Origin of the sequence: Pseudomonas auratipiscis (assembly GCF_036324085.1) — a bacterium.
Classification (GTDB): Bacteria; Pseudomonadota; Gammaproteobacteria; order Pseudomonadales; family Pseudomonadaceae; genus Aquipseudomonas; species Aquipseudomonas auratipiscis.
Genome location: NZ_JAZDCU010000005.1, coordinates 347936 through 371255, shown reverse-complemented (window position 1 = coordinate 371255; position 23320 = coordinate 347936). Strand labels below are relative to the sequence as shown.

The window sequence follows — 23320 nt, the reverse complement described above, 5'->3', positions numbered from 1 at the left end:
TTCCGACTACGCCAGAAGTGGGGCGAATTATAGAGAGATCCGCAGGGGCGTCAAGGACTTATTACAACTTTGTTTCAAGAGGAGCATTTCGGCCATAAGAGGCAAGCTGCAAGTAAAAGCACGAACACCGCGCCTCCCCTTACAGCTTGCCGCCCGTTAAATAGCCTTGAGGGTAATACGAGCGAAGGCCTTCTTGCCGGCCTGGCAAACATGGGTAGCACCCAAGGCAAATACGAAGCCACGGTCAACTACCTCGCCATCGACTCGTACGCCACCAGCAGCAAGTAGGTCGCGCGCTGCTGCCGAATTCTTGACCAGGCCTGCTTTATTAAGGACAGCAGAGATAGGCATCTCCTCGCTCCCTTGCACTTCTACTTCCGGCAGGTCTTCCGGCAGCTCGCCTTCTTTCATACGGTTGCCGGCGCCGCGATGGGCATTTGCAGCAGCCTCTTCACCATGGAAGCGCGCAACGATCTCTTCAGCCAGCTTGATCTTGATGTCGCGCGGATTCGCGCCAGCTGCAACATCCGCACGAAACGCGTCGATTTCTTCCATCGAGCGGAAGCTCAGCAATTCGAAGTAACGCCACATCAGCGTGTCGGGAATCGATACAAGCTTGCTGTACATCACCCCCGGCGCTTCCTGGATGCCTACATAATTACCCAGGGACTTGGACATCTTCTTGACGCCATCCAAGCCTTCGAGCAGCGGCATGGTCACGATATTCTGGGCTTCCTGGCCGTAGGAGCGCTGCAGCTCGCGCCCCATCAGCAGGTTGAACTTCTGATCGGTACCACCGAGCTCGACATCCGCCTTGAGCGCCACAGAGTCATAACCCTGTACCAACGGATAGAGGAACTCGTGAATAGCAATCGGCTGATTGGTGGTATAGCGCTTGTCGAAGTCATCGCGCTCAAGCATGCGCGCCACGGTGTATTGCGAAGCCAGTCGAATGAAGTCCGCAGGCGAGAGCTTGTCCATCCAGGTAGAGTTGAACGCGACCTCAGTCTTGGCCGGATCAAGAATCTTGAATACCTGCTGCTTATAGGTTTCGGCGTTATCGAGCACCTGCTCGCGCGTAAGCGGCGGGCGTGTGGCACTTTTGCCACTCGGATCACCAATCATGCCGGTGAAGTCACCGATCAGGAAGATCACCTGATGCCCCAGATCCTGGAACTGGCGCAGCTTATTAATAAGGACGGTATGCCCCAGGTGCAGGTCGGGCGCGGTAGGGTCGAAACCCGCCTTGATCCGCAGCGGCTGCCCACGCTTGAGCTTCTCGACCAATTCGGACTCGACCAATACCTCTTCCGCACCACGCTTGATCAGCGCTAGCTGCTCTTCAACCGACTTCATAACAGACCCGCAGGCTCGAATTCAAAGGGACCCAACCATACAAGATCAGCCATCAATTACAAGTTTTTGCCCCGGATGTGACCCCGTAGCCGACTGATGACGTCTGCGCGCTTGCGCTGAAAGGGTTTTGGTTATATTTTATACAGTTATTTCATCTTCATCATGTCATTCATCTTTTCCAATTCATCTATTTCAAAGTCAATTCATCTATGACCAACGAACCGCCTAAAGCGCCCCCGCTTTATCCGAAGAGCCACCTGTTGGCCGCCAGCGGCATTGCCGCCTTACTCAGTCTGGCCTTGCTGGTATTTCCATCCAGCGAGGTGGAAGCCAAGAAAACCACCCTGAACCTCGAGCTTGAAAGCCCTGCCGAGCAGCTCAAGCAGGAACAGGAAGCCCCGCTGACCCAAAGCGCCGAAGCTTCTGCCGCTTCTCCGTTTGCCCAAATCGACAACAGCAGTTCGCCTACCGAGGAAACCGCCAAAGTCGAGGCAGCTCCAGCCGCTGCATCTGCCGTCCCAGCTAAAGACGATGGTCACCGTGAGGTCACTGTAAGCCGCGGCGATACGCTTTCTACCCTGTTTGCCAAGGTCGGCTTGCCAGCCGCCACAGTTCACGAGGTACTGACCAGCAACAAGCAGGCAAAGCAGTTCAGCCAGCTTAAAAGCGGCCAAGTACTTCAGATTGAGCTGGACAAGGACGGTCAACTCGCCAGCTTGCACAGCAAGGTCAGCGATCTGGAAACCATTCGCCTGACTAAAAGCGCAAACGGTTACGCATTCAATCGCGAGGTCAGCAAACCAGTAATCCGCTCGGCCTACAGCCACGGCGTGATCAAAAGCTCGCTGTCAGCCTCCGGCCAGCGTGCGGGCCTGCCCCACAGCCTGACCATGGATATGGCGCGGATCTTCGGCTATGACATCGACTTTGCCCAGGATATTCGCCAGGGCGATGAGTTCGACGTGATCTACGAGCAGAAGATCATGAACGGCAAAGTGGTAGGCAACGGTAATATTCTTTCGGCACGCTTCACCAACCGCGGCAAGACCTACACCGCAGTCCGCTATACCAACAAGCAAGGCAACACCAATTACTACACCGCTGATGGCAATAGCATGCGCAAGGCGTTCATCCGTACTCCGGTTGATTTCGCCCGCATCAGCTCGCGTTTTTCTGCAGGTCGTAAACATCCGATCCTGAACAAGATCCGCGCGCACAAGGGTGTTGACTACGCAGCGCCACGAGGCACGCCAATCAAGGCTGCCGGTGACGGCAAGGTCCTGCTGGCAGGACGTCGCGGAGGTTATGGCAATACGGTCATCATCCAACACGGCAATCGCTATCAGACCCTCTACGGTCACATGCAGGGTTTCGCCAAGGGTGTGAAGACCGGTGGTTCTGTCAAACAGGGTCAGGTCATCGGTTATATCGGCACTACTGGCCTGTCCACGGGCCCGCATTTGCACTATGAGTTCCAGGTCAACGGCGTACACGTCGATCCGCTGGGGCAGAAGCTGCCTATGGCCGACCCGATTGCCAAAGCCGAGCGGCAGCGCTTCCTGCAGCAGAGCCAACCCCTGGTTGCTCGCATGAATCAGGAAAAAGCCACCATGCTCGCGTCCAACAAGCGCTAAACAGTGGCTCTTTATCTGGGTGTGATGTCCGGGACCAGCCTCGACGGCCTGGACATCGCCTTGATCGAGCAGGAGCATCACACCCGCCTGCTTGCGACTCACTACATCCCGATGCCCTCCAACTTGCGCCAGGATCTCCTGGCGCTGTGCAGCAGCGGTTCGGATGAAATTGCTCGCGCCGCGCTAGCAGAAGCAAAATGGGTCGAGCTAGCGGCACAGGGCATCGCTGATCTGCTCCACAGCCAGAACCTTAAGGCGACTGATGTTTGCGCCATCGGCAGCCATGGCCAAACCATTCGCCATGAGCCTGCGCGTGGTTTCACGGTACAGATAGGCAACCCAGCCTTATTGGCCGAACTCACCGGAATCTGCGTTGTAAGCGACTTCAGGCGCCGCGATGTAGCGGCTGGAGGCCAAGGCGCGCCATTGGTTCCAGCGTTCCATGAGGCGCTGTTCGAGCTCCAGGGCCAGCGATTGGCCGTTTTGAATGTCGGCGGATTCAGCAACCTCAGCCTGATCGAACAGGACAAACCTGTCAGCGGTTTCGACTGTGGCCCGGGCAACGTGTTGCTCGACGCCTGGATTCAGCAGAAGCAAGGCCACAGCTATGACGCTGACGGCGCTTGGGCAGCTACCGGCCAAGTTAATGCCAACCTGCTCAATAGCCTGTTGAGCGATCCATTCTTCGCTGGCACAGGCCCGAAAAGCACCGGCAGGGAAGTGTTCAACCTACCTTGGCTGATGCAGCACCTGGTCAAACAGCCGCTGATTGCCGATGCCGATGTGCAGGCCACTCTGCTGGAAGTTACCGCTCACAGCATAGTCAGCTCGCTGCAGGCGGCACAGGAAGATACCCAGGCGCTCCTGGTCTGCGGCGGCGGCGCCCACAACGGAGCCCTGATGCGTCGCCTGGCAGCCCTTCTACCCGGCGCATTTGTCAGCAGCACAGCCGCCCACGGCGTAGATCCAGACTGGGTTGAAGCGATGGCATTCGCCTGGCTGGCTCATTGCTGCCTACAGGGTATACCGGGCAATCGCCCCAGCGTTACCGGTGCCCGTGGCCCCCGAGTACTGGGCGCCATCTACCCAGCCTGAGGCACATAGCAAAACGCCGCGCTTGTGCGCGGCGTTTGCAAGTACTCACCTAACTGGCGATCAAATCGAGAACGACGAGCCGCAACCACAGGTGGTGCTGGCGTTCGGGTTCTTGATGACGAAGCGCGAGCCTTCCAGACCTTCCTGGTAATCCACTTCGGCTCCTGCCAGGTACTGAAAACTCATTGGGTCGACCACCAGGGCAACACCTTCGCGCTCGACGATGGTGTCGTCTTCGGCGACATCTTCATCGAAAGTAAAACCATATTGAAAACCCGAGCAACCACCACCTGTCACGAACACTCGCAACTTCAGGCGATCGTTGCCTTCTTCATCGACCAGGGTCTTCACCTTGTGAGCTGCACCCTCAGTGAACTGCAAAGCTACAGGGGTGAAGGATTCTACGCTCATGCTGACTATCTCCCGGCGCTATGCCGCCATAATGCGTGATGGTGCGCATTATCCGCTTCTCCGAGAAAATCGGTCAACAATACAAAAGCTGCAAGGGGCAAGCTGCAAGCTATAAGGGGGCGGTGCAGCTCGCTACTACAGCTTGCAGCTTGAGGTTCAAGGCAGCAGGCCCGCGTGAGAAAGCCCCATGCGCTCATCCAGGCCGAAAAGGATATTGAGGTTCTGCACAGCCTGGCCCGATGCGCCTTTGACCAAATTGTCGATTACCGAAAGGACCACGACCAGGTCGCCATCCTGAGGACGGTGTACGGCGATTCGGCAAACGTTGGCACCGCGAACGCTTCGGGTTTCCGGGTGGCTGCCCGCAGGCATTACGTCGACGAACGGCTCATTGGCATAGCGCTTCTCGAAGAGCGCCTGCAGATCGACCGATCTGTCGGCAACTGTGGCGTAGAGCGTGGAGTGAATTCCGCGGATCATCGGCGTGAGATGCGGAACGAAGGTCAGGCCGACATCGCCGCCTGCAGCCCGACGCAGGCCCTGGGTAATTTCTGGCAAGTGACGGTGACCTTTGACCGCGTAGGCCTTCATGCTTTCACCTGCCTCACAGAACAGCGAACCAACCGCAGCGCCACGACCTGCACCACTGACACCTGACTTACAGTCGGCAATCAGGCGCGAGGCATCAGCGATGCCGGCCTCCAGCAGCGGAAGGAAGCCCAACTGGGTTGCGGTCGGGTAACAGCCCGGTACGGCGATCAAACGAGCTTGGCGGATCTGTTCACGATTCACCTCAGGCAAGCCATAGACGGCATCCTTGAGCAACTCCGGCGCACCATGTGGCTGGCCGTACCATTTGGCCCACTCATCAGAGTCCTGCAGGCGAAAGTCCGCAGACAGGTCGATGATCTTGGTACCTGCCGCCAGCAACTCGCCCGCCAGCGCATGAGCGACGCCGTGAGGGGTGGCGAAGAATACGACGTCGCAGGCCGCCAGGGTTTTCGCGTCAGGCACGCTGAACGCCAGGCCGTCGTAGTGGCCGCGCAGGTTTGGGTACATGTCGGCAACCGCCAGGCCAGCCTCGGAGCGCGAAGTGATTACCGCCACTTCTGCTTGTGGATGCTGTGCCAACAGACGCAGCAGCTCGACGCCGGTGTAACCCGTGCCGCCAACGATACCGACCTTGACCATAACGCGTGCCCCTTATCAACGAACCAACAGGAAAGCCCACGATAATAGGGGGCCGGAAACACGCCCACAACTGTTGAGATGGCCCACAAGGCGCCTAGCCTCTACTATCTGACGACCGTGAACCCTGAAGGAACTCAACACAATGCTTTTTCTCTGGATCAAAGCGCTGCATATCGTCAGCGTGGTCTGCTGGTTTGCCGGGCTGTTCTACCTACCGCGCTTGTTCGTCTACCACGCGCAAAGCCAGGACAACATCAGCCAGGAACGCTTCATGGTCATGGAGCGCAAGCTGTATCGCGGCATCATGCTTCCGTCGATGATCGCGACCCTGGTCTTCGGAATCTGGCTGATGAGCCTGACACCAGGTTTCCTCAGCCAAGGCTGGATGCACGCCAAGCTCACCCTGGTCATTCTGTTGATTGGTTACCACCACATGTGCGGCGCGCAGCTCAAGCGTTTCGCCCGTGGTGAAAACACACGCAGCCATGTGTTCTACCGTTGGTTCAACGAAGTTCCGGTCCTGATCCTGCTGGCCATCGTAATTCTGGTGGTGGTCAAACCGTTCTAATCTCAAACTTTATTCAGCCTCGGGAAACCTGCCATGTCTCTGCCTTCACAGCTCGACCAACGTCTGCGTCTGCCAGTAGTGGCGGCGCCGATGTTTCTGATCTCCAACCCGCAACTGGTACTGGCCTGTTGCGCCAATGGCGTCATTGGCAGTTTTCCTGCGCTGAACCAGCGTGACAGCCATGGCTTCAAAGCCTGGCTGGAGGAGATCGAAGCGGGCCTGGCAATACTGAAGAACCCCGCACCCTATGCAGTCAATTTGATCGTGCATCAGAGCAACCCACGCCTGCAGGCGGACCTGGCGCTATGTGTGGAGCACAAGGTTCCGATCGTTATCACCAGTCTGGGTGCAGTAAAAGAGGTCGTCGATACAGTGCACAGCTATGGCGGCCTGGTGTTTCATGACGTAACTACACGGCGCCACGCTGAGAAAGCCGCTGAAGCGGGGGTCGACGGATTGATCGCCGTCGCGGCGGGCGCTGGTGGCCACGCAGGCACCTGGAGCCCGTTCGCCCTGGTGGCCGAAATTCGGCAGTTCTTCAATAAAACCCTACTGCTCGCCGGCAGCATCAATCATGGCCATGAAATACTCGCCGCCCAGTTGCTTGGCGCAGACCTGGCCTATTTGGGAACCCGATTCATTGCCACCCACGAAAGCCATGCTTCAGGTCCCTACAAAGAAATGGTGCTAGAGGCCAAGGCAGCCGATATCATCCACACCGCTGCGGTTTCCGGGGTGCCTGCCAGTTTTATGCGCCAAAGCCTGGAAAGCGCCGGCTTCGACATGGCAGCACTGCGCAGCCATACAGAAATCAAGCTCAAACCCATAGATGACGAAGCCAAGGCCTGGAAGACTGTCTGGTCTGCAGGACAAGGCGTCGGCACCATTGACGCACTTTGCTCGGTAGAACAACTGATAGCCCGCTTGGATGCCGAGTATCGTCAGGCGCAATGTTCAGCCGTAGCCCTTGGCCAGCGCTGGCCTGCTGGACGCCTGTAAACTCGACCTTTTGCCCCTTCCCGCCTGGAGAACTGCATGACCCGTTACGCCATGATCACCGGTGCTTCCAGCGGCCTAGGCCTGGCACTGGCCGAGGCGCTGGCACGTCGGGGACGCAATCTGATCCTGGTGGCCCGCCAACGCGACCCTTTGGAAAGCATTGCTATCGAGCTGACCCAACGCTTTGGTGTCGAGGTACTGTTTCGCGCCTGTGATCTAGGCGAACCTCTGCGCTTGTCGGGATTCCTTCTGGAACTTGAAGAAAGCGAGCGATACATCGATTTGCTGGTCAATTGCGCGGGCATTCGCAGCTACGGACCATTCCTGGCTCAGGAATGGGGCGACGAGCAAGACCTGATCGAGGTAAACATCCTCGCCCTGACACGCCTTTGCCACGCCTTGGGCAATGCAATGGCCGTACAAGGTGGGGGACAAATCCTCAATGTCGCATCTTTGGCAGCCTTTGCTCCCGGTCCATGGATGAGCAGCTACGCCGCAAGCAAGGCCTACGTGCTGCACTTCTCCGAAGGTCTTCGTGAAGAACTCAGGCGCACGGGTATAAAAGTCTCGGTACTGTGCCCAGGCCCAGTGCGCTCACCGTTACGTCGAGTCCCTCGCCTGGAAAAGGGCCATCGCGCCCTGAGTCCTGAAGAGGTTGCGCTGCATACCGTGCGCGCCTTGGACAAAAATCGCGCACTGATCATACCGGGTCGGCGCAACCGCTGGCTGGCATTCGCGCCGCGCCTGTTGTCGCGCTGGATCACACGCAAACTGGCCGGTGCCATCAATCAAGCCTATAGCCCACGCTGACCGCACAGGGCTGGGCGCCGACTCCCAGCCTGAGTACACTCAGGCACGACCCCTTACATGGAGCAACCGTAGTGGAAACTCTGTTCACCAAGATCATCAACCGGGAAATCCCGGCCAAGATCATCTACGAGGACGACCAGGTTCTGGCCTTCCACGATATCGCCCCGCAGGCACCCGTGCATTTTCTGGTCATTCCGAAAAAGCCGATTCGCACCCTCAACGACCTTACCGAGGACGACAAGGCGCTGGCCGGACACATTTTGTTTACCGCCCAGCGACTCGCCAAGGAACAGGGCTGCGAAGACGGCTTCCGCGTGGTCATGAACTGCAACGAGCTGGGTGGCCAGACTGTCTACCACATTCATATGCATGTGCTTGGCCAGCGCCAAATGCATTGGCCGCCGGGCTGATCCAGAACAAGAACGATCATCTCGATTGCGGTAAACTGTCGGGCACATTCTTGCGGAGGTGCCCGATGGCTACCGAACGTCACTATTCGCCGCTCGACCGCTTGTTGCTGCAGGCCGACACTGCCATGCGCACCTTGCTGCCCTTCAGCGGCCAACCATCCCGCCCGTCACCGGCAATCATCCAGCCGGACTCAAGCCTGGACGATACCCAAACCCGCCATGTCGCCGGACTGATGCGTATCAACCATACTGGCGAAGTCTGTGCACAGGCGCTGTATCAGGGCCAGGCCTTGACTGCCAAGTTGCCTCAAGTGCGCAAGGCGATGGAGCACGCTGCTGAAGAAGAGATCGACCACCTGGCCTGGTGCGAACAACGCATTCGTCAGCTTGGCAGCCATCCGAGCGTTCTCAATCCACTGTTCTATGGCATGTCATTCGGTATTGGAGCGCTGGCCGGCCTGGTCAGCGACAAAGTCAGCCTCGGTTTCGTTGCTGCCACCGAGCACCAAGTGTGCAAGCATCTAGATGAGCATCTGGAGCAAATTCCGGCCGAGGACGAAAAATCCCGGGCTATTCTTGAGCAAATGCGTGTCGACGAAGAACAGCACGCGGAGTCGGCACTGGAAGCCGGTGGTTTCCGCTTCCCTGCTCCAGTGCGTTTTGGCATGAGTCTGATGGCCAAGGTCATGACCAAGAGCACTTACCGTATCTAGGACACACTATGGCAGAACGCTTCGATGCCAAGGACCTGGCCCGCGCTGTTAGCGCAGGCGTTCTGAACCCGGGTCAGGACCAGGCCCTACTCGACTTCCTCAAGCGCCAACCTGCGACTCAGGCCAGCTTTCAACTGGCCCATGTTGCCTTCTATTTCGGCGCTTTGCTGATAATGGGCGCCATGGGCTGGCTGCTCAGCGAAGCCTGGATGCGCATCGGCGACAGCGCATTATTGTTGATTGCGCTGATCTATATCGGTGGCTTTACCTCGGCGGGCCTGCTCATGCAGCGCCGTGGTCAAATCGTCCCCGCCGGTGTACTCGGCGCAGTAGCGGTGAGCATCGTGCCGCTGGCGGTGTTTGCTGTAGAGCGCCTGACGGGCTTCTGGCCACTTGAAGACTCGCAAAGCAAGTATCACAACTACTACACCTATGTGCAGGGCGGCTGGCTGCTCATGGAGGCGGCTACGGTTGTTGCTGGCCTTTTGATGCTACGCCTGATCCCCTTCCCTTTTATCATCATGCCAATTGCCGTGGCCCTGTGGTTCATGTCGATGGATCTGAGCGAGTGGTTCTATGGTGACAGCTTCGATTGGGACCAACGGCTCACGGTATCGCTGTGGTTCGGCCTCGCTGTGCTCCTGGCCTTTCTCCTGATCGATGGACGAACCCGCCAAGACTATGCCTTTTGGGGCTACTTGGCTGGACTGCTGGCGTTCTGGTTGGGGCTGAGCATGATGGAAAGCGACAGTGAATTGAGCAAAGCGCTTTATTGCCTGATCAATCTAGGCCTGATGGCATTGGCGGTGTTGTTGCGCAGAGCGATGTTCATGGTCTTTGGCGCCATGGGCGTGGCGGCGTACCTGGGCTACCTGTCGTACGACGTATTTGCCGAGTCACTGCTGTTTCCAGTGGTATTGACCTTGATCGGGCTGGGCGTGATTGCTCTGGGCGTGTTTTACCAGAAACATCGTGAGGCGCTGAGTATTCGGCTTCGCGCGCTGATGCCTGATGGTCTGCTGCAATTGTTGCCTGCCCTGCGCCGTTGAAGACTCGATGATTGGCCTTGTCAATGGGCCTGGAGACGCGGCGGACAGCGGACAGGCCCGCTCCCACAGTGGTTGAGTTCACCTCTGGGAGCGGGAGCTTTTCAACCGAGTTCGACGATCTCGTAGCTGTGGGTGATTTCGACACCCGCTCGACCTAGCATGATCGATGCAGAGCAGTACTTCTCCGCCGAAAGCTCCACGGCACGCTTCACTTGGGCGTCCTTGAGTCCGCGGCCCTTGACCACGAAGTTCAGGTGGATCTTGGTAAAGACCTTCGGGTCTTCGCTGGCGCGCTCGGCTTCCAGGAAAGCTTCGCAGCTTTCCACGGCCTGCCGGGATTTTTTCAGAATGCTGACTACATCAAAGTTGCTGCAGCCACCGAGCCCCAGCAAAAGCATTTCCATGGGCCGCACACCTAGATTGCGACCGCCAGCCTCGGGTGGTCCGTCCATCACCACGACATGACCGCTGCCCGATTCGCCCAGAAACATGGCTTCACCTGCCCACTGGATACGCGCCTTCATCTTCCGGACTCCCTTGTTTGAAAAAAGGCTGCCAGCTTAGACCCAGAAGGGCCCGCGGAAAAGCTCAAGCATGAGAGTAAATCTGCCGATACAACAACAAGTGTCTGATAAGCTGGCGCCAAATCACTGGCGCACGCCGCCAGACTACCTATAAAAGTGCACAAGCGTCGCCTCTTACCGGGATTCAGCCATGGTTGCCTCAGCCCTTCCAGCCAAGATCAAAAACATCGATAAGTTACTCGCTCATTGTCAGCGCCGCCGCTTTGCAGCCAAAAGCAATATCATTTGCGCCGGGGACAAATCCGATACGTTGTCGTTTATCGTCAAAGGCTCGGTAACGATCCTGATCGAAGACGACGATGGCCATGAAATGATCATTGCCTACCTCAACAGTGGCGACTTCTTCGGTGAACTGGGCTTGTTCGAGCCGGTTGGCCAGGAACAACCTCGCAGCGCCTGGGTGCGGGCAAAGAGCGAATGTGAAGTGGCCGAGATCAGCTATGAAAAATTCCGCGAGCTGGCACGCCAGGATCCCGACATCCTTTATGCCTTGGGCAGTCAAATGGCGCAGCGCCTACGCAATACCACGCGTAAGGTGGGTGACCTGGCCTTCTTCGATGTTACTGGACGCGTGGCCCGCTGCTTGTTGGAACTGTGTAAGCAACCCGACGCAATGACTCACCCAGATGGCATGCAGATCAAGATCACCCGCCAGGAGATCGGCCGCATCGTAGGCTGTTCAAGGGAGATGGTTGGCCGCGTACTCAAAGATCTTGAAGAACGCAGCCTGGTTCACGTCAAAGGAAAAACGATGGTGGTTTTCGGCACTCGCTAGTCGCGTGCGATACCCTCGATGACATGGGTATAGGCCTGGCCAAGACGTTCAAGCAACGGTGCATCAGGCACGACTTCATGCAGGGCAATGTGACTGTCGGCAAGGCAGCGCTGGTCCAGCTCGCAGCATTCGTTGAAGCGATTGACTGCAGCCACCATCGAATCGCGCTCGTTATCGAGCAACAAGGCTCCATGCACCAGCACCACCGGACGCTTACCACCCAGCCCCTGGCGCCAGCGCTGGGCAGTGCCAACCAACTTGCGGCCGTTCAGGTTGACGTTATAGCGGCCATCGCAAAATGCGCCCTCGATCTCGCCCACCGACGCTAATCCACCCCATTCGCGCAGTACCTCACACAGGGGCAGACACAAACGTTCGTAAGCGTTCTCGATGCGACCATGATCGCCTTCACTTCGCGGAGCCACGTAGATCAGCGCGATATTGATCACGGCAGGCGATTGCGGCACGGGCTCACCGCCAGTTTCGCGCAACAGGACCGGCCATCCAGCGATCGCAAGCTCTGCGCAAGCCGCCTCAAAGCCCTCGAGGCGACTCATGCGGCGGGGCATGACCAATGCACGATCGGTTGGGCGCCAAAACAATAAACCGTAATCTGTTTCACCCTTGCACACCGCCGCCAGCAATTCCTGCTCGGCCTGCAGCCCTGCCTCGACAGTCACATCCATTATTTGATCAGTCATTGGAATAACCTTGTAGATACAAAAAAGCCGGCAATTGCCGGCTTCAAGTTGAATCAGTCCAGTCCTGGCACCAGGTTCTGCACGGCGCGCTCGGGGAAGAACAGACGCTGCAGCTCCAGGCCAGGATGCTCGGCGCGCATGAACGCTTCACCGACCAGGAACGAGTACACCTCGTTGATTTCCATTAACTCGACATCCGCGCGATTGAGGATACCGCTCTCGGTAATGGCCAGACGGTCGCGAGGAATTCGCGGCAGCAGGTCAAGCGTGGTTTCCAGACTGACCTCAAAAGTATGCAGGTTACGGTTGTTTACGCCGACCAGCGGCGTGTCGAGGGTTTTCAATGCCCGCTCCAGCTCATCGCCATCATGGACTTCGACCAGTACATCCAGACCGACACTTTTCGCAGTCGCGGCCAGCTCGGCCATCTTCACATCATCGAGCGCCGAAACGATCAACAATACACAATCTGCGCCCAGGGCACGTGCTTCAACGATCTGGTAAGGATCGACCATGAAGTCCTTGCGGATCACGGGTAACTTGCAAGCTGCACGGGCCTGCTGCAGGTAAACGTCGGCACCCTGGAAGTAGTCGATGTCTGTCAGCACCGACAGGCAGGTCGCACCGCCCTTCTCATAACTGACTGCGATGTCCGCGGGCACGAAGTTCTCACGAATGACACCCTTGCTCGGAGAGGCCTTCTTGATCTCGGCGATGACTGCCGGCTGCTTGCGCTTGGCCTGTTCGATCAGCGCATCGGCAAAGCCGCGCGGTGCATCCGCAGCGGCGGCAAGACGCTCGAGCTCGGCCAGGCTGACTCGCGCACTTCGCTCAGCGACTTCCTGAACTTTGCGCGCCAGGATGTTTTCCAGAACCGTCGGTACACTCATCCTTCATTCTCCAGCTTGAATACGGCGGTGAAAGCGCCCAGTTCTTCGAGTTTTTCCCGAGCAAGCCCAGTATGCAGTGCGTCATGGGCCAACTCGACACCTTGCTTGAGACTCATGGCATGGTCTGCGGCATAAAGCGCGGCGCCGGCATTGAGCACGATCATTTCCGCAGCCTTCTGCCCGTTCTCGGTTTTGCGGCGCCCCAAGGCATCGCGGATCAATTCCAGGGATTTCTCCGGGCTTTCCACTGCCAGGCCATGCAAACTTTGGCTTTTCATACCAAGATCTTCGGGCTCTACCCAATACTCGGTAATTTGATCATTCTTGAGTTCGGCAACGAAAGTCGGGGCTGCCAGGCTGAATTCGTCCAGGCCGTCCTTGGAGTGCACCACCAAGACATGCTTGCTACCCAGACGCTGCAACACTTCGGCCAGCGGCCGGCACAAGGCCTGGGTAAATACGCCGACCACCTGATGCTTCACACCGGCCGGATTCGTAAGCGGGCCAAGCATGTTGAAAAGCGTGCGCAGGCCAAGGTCTCGACGCGGCGCAGCGGCATATTTCATTGCTTTGTGGTGGGTCTGGGCAAACATGAACCCGATACCAACGCTGTCGATACAACGTGCAACCTGCACGGGCGTCAGGTTCAAGTAAATACCAGCCGCCTCAAGCAGGTCAGCGCTGCCGCTCTTTCCCGAAACAGCGCGGTTACCATGCTTGGCCACCGTGCAGCCGGCAGCGGCAACAACAAAAGCTGAAGCTGTAGATACGTTGAAGATGTTCGCACCGTCACCACCAGTACCAACAACATCAACCACCTGGTCGAGCGTGTTGAGTTCAACCTTGTCAGCCAGTTCCCGCATTACCGAGACCGCGCCAACGATTTCGTCGATGCTTTCGCTTTTCATGCGCATGCCCATCATGAACGCACCGATCTGCGCTTCACTGCACTGGCCGGTCATGATTTCGCGCATTACATCGCGCATCTCTTCGGTGCTCAAATCCAGATGACCGACAATACGGCCAAGGGCGCTCTTGATATCCATGATCGTTCCTTAGCGGTGGCCGCCGGTCTGTTTGAGGAAGTTGGCGAACAGCTCGTGGCCCTGCTCGGTAAGAATCGACTCAGGGTGAAACTGCACCCCTTCTATATTCAGTGTCTTGTGTCGCAAGCCCATGATCTCGTCGACCGAGCCATCTTCCAGCGCAGTCCAGGCGGTAAGCTCAAGACACTCGGGCAGGGTTTCGCGCTTGACCACCAATGAATGGTAGCGAGTTACAGTCAACGGATTATTCAGGCCTGCAAATACGCCCAGATCCTTGTGAAAAACTGGGCTGGTCTTGCCGTGCATTACCTGGCGGGCACGCACTACGTCGCCGCCAAAGGCCTGGCCGATTGACTGGTGACCCAGGCATACGCCAAGAATCGGCAGTTTGCCCGCAAAGTGCAGAATGGCGTCGATGGAGACACCGGCTTCGGTCGGCGTGCACGGGCCCGGGGAAACCACTATGCGCTCGGGGTTCAGGGCTTCGATTTGAGCAATGGTCAATTCATCATTGCGAATGACTTTGACCTCTGCACCCAACTCGCCAAGGTACTGCACGACGTTGTAGGTGAAGGAGTCATAGTTGTCGATCATCAGTAGCATCTGGGTTCAACCTCTGGAATCAATTTCGCCGGGTGTACAGGCGCTAGGCGGCGCGCTTGGGGCGCCGCGATTTTGATTAGCTGCGTGGCGTCTGTTCCGCCAGCGCTACGGCCCGGAACATCGCCCGGCGCTTGTTGATGGTCTCTTCCCATTCCAGTGCAGGTACCGAGTCGGCAACAATGCCGCCGCCGGCCTGTACATGCAGCTCGCCATCCTTGATGACCGCAGTGCGAATCGCGATTGCTGTGTCCATATTGCCGTTCCAGGCGAAGTAACCGACCGCACCGCCGTACACACCGCGTTTGACCGGTTCAAGTTCATCGATGATTTCCATCGCGCGAATCTTTGGCGCCCCGGACAAGGTGCCCGCAGGCAAGATTGCGCGCAGCGCATCCATGGCGCTGAGGCCTTCCTTCAGTTCACCGGTAACGTTGGAAACGATGTGCATGACGTTGGAATAACGCTCGATCACCATCTTCTCGGTGACCTTCACGGTGCCGGTGGTGGACACGCGACCAGCATCATTGCGGCCCAGGTCAATCAGCATCAGGTGCTCGGCGATTTCCTTGTCGTCCGACAGCAAGTCTTCTTCAAGCGCCCGATCTGCCTCTTCAGTTGCACCACGTGGGCGAGTGCCTGCGATGGGACGAACAGTAACGAGGTTGTCTTCGACCCTTACCAACACTTCAGGTGAACTGCCGACGACATGGAAGTCGCCGAAGTTGAAGAAGTACATATAGGGTGTCGGGTTGAAACAACGCAGCGCGCGGTAGAGATCAATCGGCGCTGCCTTGAAGTCGATCGACATCCGCTGAGAGGGCACGACCTGCATGCAATCGCCCGCCAGGATGTATTCCTTGATGGTATCGACTGCACGCTCATAGTCGTTCTGGGTAAAACTGGAGCGGAACGTCGGCTCAGCCGCTTGCGGACCACCCAGCTCAAGGCCGCGACGCGGAGTAATCGGCTGGCGCAGTTGTTCAAGCAAGCCTTCCAAACGCTGCAGGCCGCTTTCGTAAGCCTGTTCCTGGGCTGGGTCGACCAGCACAATGGCGTGCATCTTGCCCGCCAGGTTATCGAACACCACGACGGCGTCGGAAACCATCAGCAAAATGTCTGGAACGCCCAGCGGGTCAGGATTCGGGCACTTGCCCAGACGCTTCTCTACGTAACGTACGCAGTCATAGCCGAAGTAACCCACCAGGCCACCGTTGAAGCGCGGCAAACCGGCAATGGTCGGTACGTTGTAGCGTTCCTTGAAGGCCTCGACAAAGGCCAACGGATCGTCCACGTCGTGACGCTCGATCTCTACGCCATCATGGGTGATTCGTACTTGATGGTCATGCACGCGCAACACTGTGCGGCAGGGCAAGCCAATAATCGAGTAACGCCCCCACTTCTCACCGCCCTGCACAGACTCGAGCAGGTAGGAGTTAGGTTGATCAGCCAGTTTCAGGTAGATCGACAGCGGCGTGTCGAAATCGGCCAGCGTCTCGCAGGCCAGAGGAATACGGTTGTAGCCGGCAGCAGCCAGGCGCAGGAACTCTTCGCGGGTCATGATAGCCTCGTGGCAAACAGCAAATGGGTCAGACAGGCAAACAGGCCGACATGGGTCGGCAGGGAACAGTCAGGCGCGCCAACGCCAACGGGCCAAGGCCTTGATGACTTTCATCCAGAGTTTGCTGGTAACCGCCACGATGGAATCTCTATCTTTGGGGGAATGAACGTCTGTCAACGTTATCCCAGTGGCCGCATCTAAGCAACCAGGCAACAGTGCGCGCAAGTCATCAATAACCAGGCAAGGAGCTTCATCGCTGATCGGGCGCCCATGGTTGTAACCATAAGTCAGACCTACGCACTTGACTCCAGCGGCCTTGGCCGCCAACACATCACTGCGCGAGTCACCGACAAACAAAGCCTGCTCGGCGGACACGCCGGCCATTTTCATGACAAACAGCAAGGCTGCCGGGTCAGGCTTTTTCTGTGGCAGGGTGTCGCCACCGATGATCCAGCGAAAGTAACGGCCAATCTTCATTTGATCGAGCAACGGCGCAACGAAGCGCTCCGGCTTGTTGGTAATCAGGGCCATTTCAACGCCCTGCTTATGCAGCCATTTGAGCGTGTCCCTCACCCCGGGATAAACCACCGTCAGTTCGTGATTGTCAGCATAGGCCTGCATGAACAGCTCCAGGCCTTTCTCTGCTTCGTCCTCATCGACGGCGGTATCGTCCAGGCCACCCGCCAGGGCCCGACGCACAAGCACCGGGGCACCGTTTCCAACCCAGTGGCGCACGGCCTCCAGGCCTGCGGGCTTACGCCCCATTTCGAGCAGCATTCGATCCACCGCCGCAGCCAGATCTGGAACCGAATCGATCAGGGTACCGTCCAGATCGAACATGACCAGCCTGGGCAGCGCCCCGGGGAAAAGCTGCTCGAAGCCACTCATGGGCGAGCCAGGGCCAGTTCGGCACGCATTTTAGCGATAACCTCCTGGTAGTCCGGCGTATTGAAGATCGCCGAGCCGGCAACGAAGGTATCGGCACCAGCAGCAGCGATTTCGCGAATGTTGTTCACATTCACTCCGCCGTCGATCTCGAGGCGGATATCGCGGCCGCTGGCGTCGATCAGCGCACGGGCTTCGCGCAGCTTGTCGAGGGTGCCGGGAATGAACTTCTGACCGCCAAAGCCTGGGTTGACGCTCATCAACAGGATCATGTCGACCTTGTCCATCACGTACTTGAGGGAGTCGAGCGGGGTTGCCGGATTGAACACCAGACCAGCCTTGCAACCGCCGTCACGAATCAACTGTAGTGAACGATCGATGTGCAGGGTAGCTTCCGGATGGAAGGTAATGAAACTGGCACCTGCGTCGATGAAATCGCCAATGATACGGTCGACCGGGCTGACCATCAGGTGCACGTCGATCGGCGCGCTAACCCCATACTTGCGCAGTGCGGTGCAGACCATAGGGCCGATGGTCAGGTTGGGAACGTAGTGGTTGTCCATCACATCGAAGTGAACAATGTCGGCACCAGCGGCCAGCACATTGTCGACTTCCTCACCCAGGCGGGCGAAATCGGCAGAAAGAATGGAGGGGGCAATAGCGTAGGGCTGCATGGCGCACCTGTTGGGCAGAATCACGGTGGCGCGCATTGTACCTCAGGGAAACGGTCACCGGCTGACCGGTATCAAACCGTACGACAGATGCAGCCCACTCCCACAACGGGAGCGGGCTTGCGACGCGATACCGTCAACCAGGCTGCTGAGTACGCAGTTTTTCACTACGCCCACGCAGCCATTCGAGTGTCAGCAGCAGCACCGAAAATGCGATCAACAGGGTCGCCGCCGCGGCGATGGTCGGACTGAGGTTCTCGCGAATGCCGCTGAACATCTGCCGAGGCAAGGTCGCCTGTTCAGGGCCGGCCAGGAACAGCGTCACAACCACTTCATCGAACGAGGTGGCAAAAGCGAACAAGGCGCCAGAGATCACCCCAGGAGCAATCAACGGCAAAGTTACGCGGCGAAAAGTGGTAACGGGGGAAGCGCCGAGGCTGGCTGCCGCACGCACAAGGTTGTAGTTGAAGCCCTGCAGCGTCGCCGAAACGGTGATGATGACAAACGGTACACCCAGTACCGCATGCACCAGAATCAGCGAAATGAAGCTGTTACCCAGGCCCAGCGGAGCAAAGAACAGATAGCTGGCCACGCCGATAATCACCACAGGCACCACCATCGGGGAAATGACCAGCGCCATGATCAGCGGTTTGCCGGGGAAATCGCCCCGGGTCAGGCCGATCGAAGCCAGGGTACCGAAGATCATCGCCAGCACGGTCGCCGCCGGGGCGACGATAATGCTGTTCTTCAGGGCCCGCATCCACTCGGCCGAGGCGAAGAAGTCGTGGTACCACTGCAGGGAAAAGCCCTGCAGTGGATAGACCAGGAAGCTGCCAGAGTTGAAAGACAGCGGAATGATCACCAGAACCGGCAACACCAGGAACAACAGGATCAGCCCGCAAAGGATGCGCAAGCTGTAGAACCAGACCCGCTCGACGGGCGACATGTAAGGACTCAGCATGACAACGCTCCTCAGCTCAGACGCAGACGGCTGGCGCCGACCAGCCAGCTATAGATCAGGTACAGAATCACGGTAGCGAGCAGCAACAGGCCGCCCAGCGCGGTAGCCATGCCCCAGTTGATGCTGGTGTTGGTATAAAACGCCACGAAGTAGCTGACCATCTGGTCATTCGGACTGCCGAGCAACGCCGGGGTGATGTAGTAGCCGATGGCCAGAATGAATACCAGTAGGCAGCCCGCACCTACGCCGGCGTAGGTCTGCGGGAAGTACACCCGCCAGAAGCTGGTGAATGGATGGCATCCCAGGGAGATTGCTGCACGCATGTACGTGGGTGAGATCCCTTTCATTACGCTGTAGATCGGCAGAATCATGAAAGGCAGCAGAATGTGAACCATGGAGATGTACACACCGGTGCGGTTGAACACCAGTTCCAGTGGTTTGTCGATGATACCCAGAGCCATCAATGCACTATTGATAAGACCGCCCGACTGCAGCAGCACAATCCAGGCCGCAACCCGCACAAGGATCGATGTCCAGAACGGCAGCAGCACCAGAATCATCAACAAGTTGCTTTGCCGAGTCGGCAGGTTGGCGAGCAAGTACGCCAGCGGATAGGCCAACACCAGGCAGATTGCGGTGATAACGAAGCCCATCCACAGGGTCCGGGTGAAAATATCCAGGTAGATGGACTGGTCCGGCGTAGCCTTGGCCAACTCGCCGAGGTCGTCGATGCGGTGGTCCACCGCCGCCAGCAGATAGAACGGTGTGACGCTACTGGTGTTACGGCGAATAGCCTGCCAATAGGCCGGATCCCCCCAACGCTCATCCAACTCCTGCAGCGCTTCTTTATAGGAAGCCGGCTCGGTCTTGAACGGCAAGGCGCGGGCGGTTTTCGCCAGCAGGCTGCGATAGCCGGCGAGCTCCATGTTAAGACGTTTGGACGTATCGCCAAGGGTCTGGTTCTTGCGCGCCTGCCCCAGGTCTTCACTCAATGCCTTGTACACCGACTCACCTGGCAGCCCTTTGCCGTCCCACTGCTCAACGGCTGCAACGGTCTGCGGCAAGCCAGTGACAACTTCCGGGTTGCCGACGCTTTTGTAGAGCAGCGCGGCGATGGGCACCAGAAAAATCAGCAGCAGGAACAGCGCCAGCGGTGCGATCAGGGCTTGCGCCTTCCAGCGGTTGACCCGCTCGGCACGCGCCAGACGCTGCTTGAGGGTGGAACCGGCGCCTTCATTCAGGGGCACTGCGATGGCCATAGCGAACTCCGAAATCTTGAGAACAGGAAGCGCCGGCAACAGGCCGACGCTTCATCAGCCGACCTTACTTGGCAGCCCAGGCGTTGAAGCGTTGTTCCAGCTGCTCACTGTTGTCAGCCCAGAAGGCGACATCGATCTGCACCTGGTTGGCGATGTTTTCCGGGGTGGTCGGCATGTCTTTCTTGACCTCGTCGGAGAGCAGGCTCACCGCTTTGGAGTTGGCCGGACCGTAGGCAATGTTTTGCGAGTAGGTCTTCTGTTGCTCAGGGTTGACCGAGAAGGCGATGAATTTCTTCGCGTCTTCAGCGTTCTTCGCACCTTTTGGAATGGCCCAGGCATCAAAGTCGTAGATGCCACCGTTCCACACCACTTTCAGGTTGCTTTCTTTCTGCACGGCGGCGATCCGGCCGTTATAGGCCGAGCTCATGACCACATCACCCGAGGCTAGATACTGAGGCGGTTGCGCCCCTGCTTCCCACCACTGGATGCTGGGCTTGAGTTCATCGAGTTTCTTGAAAGCGCGGTCCTGGCCTTCTTTGGTACCGAGCACCTTGTAGACATCCTTTGGCGCAACGCCGTCAGCCATCAAGGCAAACTCCAACGTGTACTTGGCGCCCTTGCGCAGCCCACGCTTACCTGGGAACTGCTTGGTGTCCCAGAAATCGGCCCAACTGGTCGGAGCGGTTTTCAGTTTGTCAGCGTTGTAGGCCATGACGGTGGACCAAACGAAGAAGCCGACACCACAGGGCTGAATCGCACCAGGAACATAATCTGCCTCGTCACCGAACAGCGCCGGATCGAGCTCTTCGAACATCCCTTCATCGCAACCGCGGGCCAACTCTGGAGACTCGACTTCAACCAGGTTCCAGGACACGCTCTTGGTATCGACCATGGCTTTGATCTTGGCCATTTCACCGTTGTATTCGCCAGCAACGATCTTGCCGTTGCCCGCCTTTTCCCACGGCTCGTAAAATGCCTTGGTCTGGGCGGCCTTGTTGGCGCCGCCGAAAGAGATCACGGTCAGATCAGCCGCTGCCATGGCCTGGCCCGCTGCAAACAGCCCCAGCGTCAGAGCGGTCAACTTCAAGTGTTTGAGCATTATTATTCTCTCCACAGTACAGGGTTGGTGAAGCAAACCTTCAATTGGCTTCCAGAATCGGATCAAGCGCGCGGGCGTGCTCCACTTCCCAGCCAAGCGGTACCACATCGCCCACGGCCAGGGCCGGGTCGAGTTCGGCAATAGGCTGTTTCACGAAGAAATCGGCCTTGCCGCACACTTCCAGACGGACCCGTACGTGGTCGCCCAGGTAGATGAATTCGGCGACCCGACCAGAGAATCGGTTAACACAGCTCTCGCTATGACCGTTCAGGCGTACACGCTCGGGGCGAATGGAAAGGGTGACGGGCTCACCGCTCTGACCGATGTTGACGGCCAGCGCTTCGACCTTCTCACCGCGAGGAAGCTGCACCAGACAACGCTCTCCGTCCTGACTGATCAGGCGGCCATTGATACGGTTGTTTTCACCAATGAAGTTGGCGACGAAGGTGTTCTTCGGCTCTTCATAAAGGGTGCGCGGGTCGGCGATCTGCTGAATCTCACCTTGATGGAAAACCGCTACACGGTCAGACATAGTCAGCGCTTCGCCCTGATCATGGGTCACATAGACCACAGTGACACCGAGGCGCTGGTGCAGGTGCTTGATCTCCATCTGCATGTGTTCACGCAGTTGCTTGTCGAGCGCACCGAGCGGTTCATCCATCAGCACCAATTGCGGTTCGAACACCAGTGCCCGGGCCAGGGCCACACGCTGTTGCTGGCCACCCGACAGTTGACCGGGGTAGCGTTTGGCGAAGGCATCAAGCTGAACCATGTTCAGCACGCGTTTGACGCGTTCGCTGATGTCGGTTTTGCTCAAGTTGCGCACACTCAACGGGAAGGCCAGGTTCTCGGCCACGGTCATGTGCGGAAACAATGCGTAGTTCTGGAACACCATGCCGATGTCACGCTTGTGCGGCGGCACATTGTTGATCGAGCGACCTGCCAGTTGGATTTCTCCGGCGGTGGGCGTTTCAAAACCTGCGAGCATCATCAGGCTGGTGGTCTTGCCGGAGCCGGAGGGGCCGAGCAAGGTGAGGAACTCGCCTTTGCGAATATCCAGATTGAGGTCTTTGACGATCAGCGATTCGCCGTCGTAGCTCTTCTGCACACCACGGAAGCTGACCAGCACTTCGCCGGCTGCAGCGCTCGAATTCACCTCACTCATACCTGTACCTTCTTGTTGGATGACTGCCGTGTTCACAGCCTAGTGAAGGGACCGACGGCCGCAAATCGGCACTGAGGAGAGATTTCCATCAGCAAGATGGAAGGGCTGGGGTAGGGATTGCCCTACAAAGATGACGTTTTTGGATATGTGCCAGTGGCCTAAAAGCTATCGCGGGGCAGGTCCGCTCCCATGACAGCCGATCTGTAGGAACGGGCTTGCCCCGCGATTCAGTAGACCCAGCGTCGTTTCTGGAACACTCAGAGCAGCTTATGCTCCATGGCGTACTTCACCAGCTCCGCCAGCGAGTTCACATTGAGCTTCTGCATCAGACGCGCCTTATGGGTGCTGATGGTCTTGTTGCTTAACGCCAGTTGCTGGGCGATGTCGTTGACATTAGCGCCCTGGGCCAGGCGCTCGAATACCGAGAACTCTCGCTCCGACAGCAAAGAGTGCAATGGCCGGGAGTCAGTCAATCCGACTTCGAAGACCATGCGGTCGGCCAAGTCCGGATCGATGTATCGCCCGCCCCCAGCGACCCGCCGAATCGCAGTCAGCAACAGCGCCGGGTCGCTGTCCTTGGTGGCGTAGCCTGCGGCACCCACCTTCAGCGCCCGCGCGGCCATCTGGGCTTCGTCGTGCATCGACAGCACCAGGATCGCTGGGGGATTGTTCAACGCACGTATACGCGGAATCGCCTCAAGGCCATTGACCCCCGGCATGGAAATATCCAGCAGCACGACTTCACAGTCGGTATGACGCAGAGTTTCCAGCAGTTGTTCACCGTTAGCGGCCTCCCCTGCTACCTGCATGTCCTTGGCCAGCCCAATCAGTTGCTTGATGCCTTCACGGACAATGGTGTGGTCTTCGGCAACCAGAACTCGAATCAC

Annotated in this window: 25 protein-coding genes; 9 read left to right on the top strand and 16 right to left on the bottom strand. The window is 57.9% G+C overall.

The annotated features are described in order from the left end of the window. Window positions 1-156: 156 nt before the first annotated feature. Window positions 157-1356: a tyrosine--tRNA ligase gene (gene tyrS / locus V0R60_RS10015; protein WP_136474245.1), complete on the bottom strand. Its 1200-nt coding sequence runs from the start codon at window positions 1354-1356 to the stop codon at window positions 157-159. Window positions 1357-1565: 209 nt separating this feature from the next. Between tyrS and V0R60_RS10010 the strand changes: the two genes are divergently transcribed. Together V0R60_RS10010 and V0R60_RS10005 are read left to right on the top strand one after the other, a co-directional pair. Continuing rightward, entirely contained in the window at window positions 1566-2990 is a 1425-nt protein-coding gene (locus V0R60_RS10010) for a peptidoglycan DD-metalloendopeptidase family protein (RefSeq protein WP_136474244.1), read from the top strand. Between the two features lie 3 nt (window positions 2991-2993). Further along, window positions 2994-4085 carry an anhydro-N-acetylmuramic acid kinase gene (locus V0R60_RS10005; RefSeq protein WP_330079276.1) on the top strand — a complete coding sequence of 364 codons (1092 nt, stop codon included), beginning with the start codon at window positions 2994-2996 and terminating at the stop codon, window positions 4083-4085. A 60-nt stretch (window positions 4086-4145) separates the two neighbouring features. Here V0R60_RS10005 and erpA read toward each other — a convergent pair whose 3' ends face one another. Both erpA and argC read right to left on the bottom strand, forming a co-directional pair. Then, a complete protein-coding gene (erpA, locus tag V0R60_RS10000) occupies window positions 4146-4496 on the bottom strand; it encodes an iron-sulfur cluster insertion protein ErpA (protein WP_028942121.1) in 351 nt (116 codons plus the stop codon). A 156-nt stretch (window positions 4497-4652) separates the two neighbouring features. Then, window positions 4653-5687 (bottom strand): N-acetyl-gamma-glutamyl-phosphate reductase, encoded by a 1035-nt coding sequence (gene argC / locus V0R60_RS09995; protein WP_330079275.1) that lies wholly within the window; start codon window positions 5685-5687, stop codon window positions 4653-4655. 142 nt (window positions 5688-5829) lie between these two features. Between argC and hemJ the strand changes: the two genes are divergently transcribed. The 6 genes from hemJ to V0R60_RS09965 all read left to right on the top strand — a co-directional run bounded on the left by hemJ (window position 5830) and on the right by V0R60_RS09965 (window position 10236). After that, window positions 5830-6255, top strand: a complete 426-nt coding sequence (hemJ, locus tag V0R60_RS09990) for a protoporphyrinogen oxidase HemJ (RefSeq protein ID WP_136474241.1) — start codon at window positions 5830-5832, stop codon at window positions 6253-6255. Between the two features lie 33 nt (window positions 6256-6288). Then, on the top strand, window positions 6289-7254 hold the full coding sequence (locus V0R60_RS09985) for an NAD(P)H-dependent flavin oxidoreductase (RefSeq protein ID WP_330079274.1): 966 nt from the start codon (window positions 6289-6291) through the stop codon (window positions 7252-7254). Window positions 7255-7290: 36 nt separating this feature from the next. Continuing rightward, window positions 7291-8064, top strand: coding sequence for an SDR family NAD(P)-dependent oxidoreductase (locus tag V0R60_RS09980; protein WP_136474239.1), 774 nt, complete (start codon window positions 7291-7293; stop codon window positions 8062-8064). Window positions 8065-8135: 71 nt separating this feature from the next. Continuing rightward, entirely contained in the window at window positions 8136-8474 is a 339-nt protein-coding gene (locus V0R60_RS09975; RefSeq protein ID WP_136474238.1) for a histidine triad nucleotide-binding protein, read from the top strand. 65 nt (window positions 8475-8539) lie between these two features. Beyond that, window positions 8540-9187 (top strand): 2-polyprenyl-3-methyl-6-methoxy-1,4-benzoquinone monooxygenase, encoded by a 648-nt coding sequence (coq7, locus tag V0R60_RS09970; RefSeq protein WP_136474237.1) that lies wholly within the window; start codon window positions 8540-8542, stop codon window positions 9185-9187. 8 nt (window positions 9188-9195) lie between these two features. Next, complete coding sequence (locus V0R60_RS09965) at window positions 9196-10236, top strand: DUF2157 domain-containing protein (RefSeq protein ID WP_136474236.1); 1041 nt, start codon at window positions 9196-9198, stop codon at window positions 10234-10236. Between the two features lie 101 nt (window positions 10237-10337). On the opposite strand, the gene V0R60_RS09960 is transcribed toward V0R60_RS09965, so the two are convergent. Next, window positions 10338-10760, bottom strand: a complete 423-nt coding sequence (locus tag V0R60_RS09960) for an OsmC family protein (RefSeq protein ID WP_038616192.1) — start codon at window positions 10758-10760, stop codon at window positions 10338-10340. Window positions 10761-10950: 190 nt separating this feature from the next. Between V0R60_RS09960 and crp the strand changes: the two genes are divergently transcribed. After that, a complete protein-coding gene (gene crp / locus V0R60_RS09955; RefSeq protein ID WP_136474235.1) occupies window positions 10951-11595 on the top strand; it encodes a cAMP-activated global transcriptional regulator CRP in 645 nt (214 codons plus the stop codon). Here crp and V0R60_RS09950 read toward each other — a convergent pair. The 12 genes from V0R60_RS09950 to V0R60_RS09895 all read right to left on the bottom strand — a co-directional run bounded on the left by V0R60_RS09950 (window position 11592) and on the right by V0R60_RS09895 (window position 23320). After that, entirely contained in the window at window positions 11592-12296 is a 705-nt protein-coding gene (locus tag V0R60_RS09950) for a lipoate--protein ligase family protein (RefSeq protein WP_330079273.1), read from the bottom strand. The two genes, crp and V0R60_RS09950, sit on opposite strands and share 4 nt — an antisense overlap. A gap of 53 nt (window positions 12297-12349) precedes the next feature. Then, window positions 12350-13186, bottom strand: a complete 837-nt coding sequence (gene trpC / locus V0R60_RS09945; RefSeq protein WP_330079272.1) for an indole-3-glycerol phosphate synthase TrpC — start codon at window positions 13184-13186, stop codon at window positions 12350-12352. Continuing rightward, on the bottom strand, window positions 13183-14232 hold the full coding sequence (gene trpD / locus V0R60_RS09940; RefSeq protein ID WP_330079271.1) for an anthranilate phosphoribosyltransferase: 1050 nt from the start codon (window positions 14230-14232) through the stop codon (window positions 13183-13185). Before trpD ends, trpC begins: the two co-directional genes overlap by 4 nt. A gap of 9 nt (window positions 14233-14241) precedes the next feature. Beyond that, window positions 14242-14835 (bottom strand): aminodeoxychorismate/anthranilate synthase component II, encoded by a 594-nt coding sequence (locus V0R60_RS09935; protein ID WP_136474231.1) that lies wholly within the window; start codon window positions 14833-14835, stop codon window positions 14242-14244. 76 nt (window positions 14836-14911) lie between these two features. Then, the gene (trpE, locus tag V0R60_RS09930; protein WP_136474230.1) at window positions 14912-16393 is read right to left on the bottom strand and encodes an anthranilate synthase component I; all 1482 of its coding nucleotides are present in this window, start codon (window positions 16391-16393) and stop codon (window positions 14912-14914) included. Between the two features lie 69 nt (window positions 16394-16462). Next, window positions 16463-17281, bottom strand: coding sequence for a phosphoglycolate phosphatase (locus tag V0R60_RS09925; protein WP_136474229.1), 819 nt, complete (start codon window positions 17279-17281; stop codon window positions 16463-16465). After that, window positions 17278-17952: a ribulose-phosphate 3-epimerase gene (rpe, locus tag V0R60_RS09920; RefSeq protein ID WP_136474228.1), complete on the bottom strand. Its 675-nt coding sequence runs from the start codon at window positions 17950-17952 to the stop codon at window positions 17278-17280. Before rpe ends, V0R60_RS09925 begins: the two co-directional genes overlap by 4 nt. Before the next feature lie 133 nt (window positions 17953-18085). Beyond that, on the bottom strand, window positions 18086-18910 hold the full coding sequence (locus V0R60_RS09915) for an ABC transporter permease (protein ID WP_330079270.1): 825 nt from the start codon (window positions 18908-18910) through the stop codon (window positions 18086-18088). Between the two features lie 11 nt (window positions 18911-18921). Continuing rightward, window positions 18922-20169, bottom strand: coding sequence for an ABC transporter permease (locus V0R60_RS09910; RefSeq protein WP_136474226.1), 1248 nt, complete (start codon window positions 20167-20169; stop codon window positions 18922-18924). A gap of 64 nt (window positions 20170-20233) precedes the next feature. Further along, on the bottom strand, window positions 20234-21268 hold the full coding sequence (locus tag V0R60_RS09905; protein WP_136474225.1) for an ABC transporter substrate-binding protein: 1035 nt from the start codon (window positions 21266-21268) through the stop codon (window positions 20234-20236). Between the two features lie 40 nt (window positions 21269-21308). After that, window positions 21309-22433, bottom strand: a complete 1125-nt coding sequence (locus tag V0R60_RS09900) for an ABC transporter ATP-binding protein (RefSeq protein ID WP_136474224.1) — start codon at window positions 22431-22433, stop codon at window positions 21309-21311. A gap of 257 nt (window positions 22434-22690) precedes the next feature. Further along, window positions 22691-23320, bottom strand: a complete 630-nt coding sequence (locus V0R60_RS09895; RefSeq protein WP_136474223.1) for a response regulator — start codon at window positions 23318-23320, stop codon at window positions 22691-22693.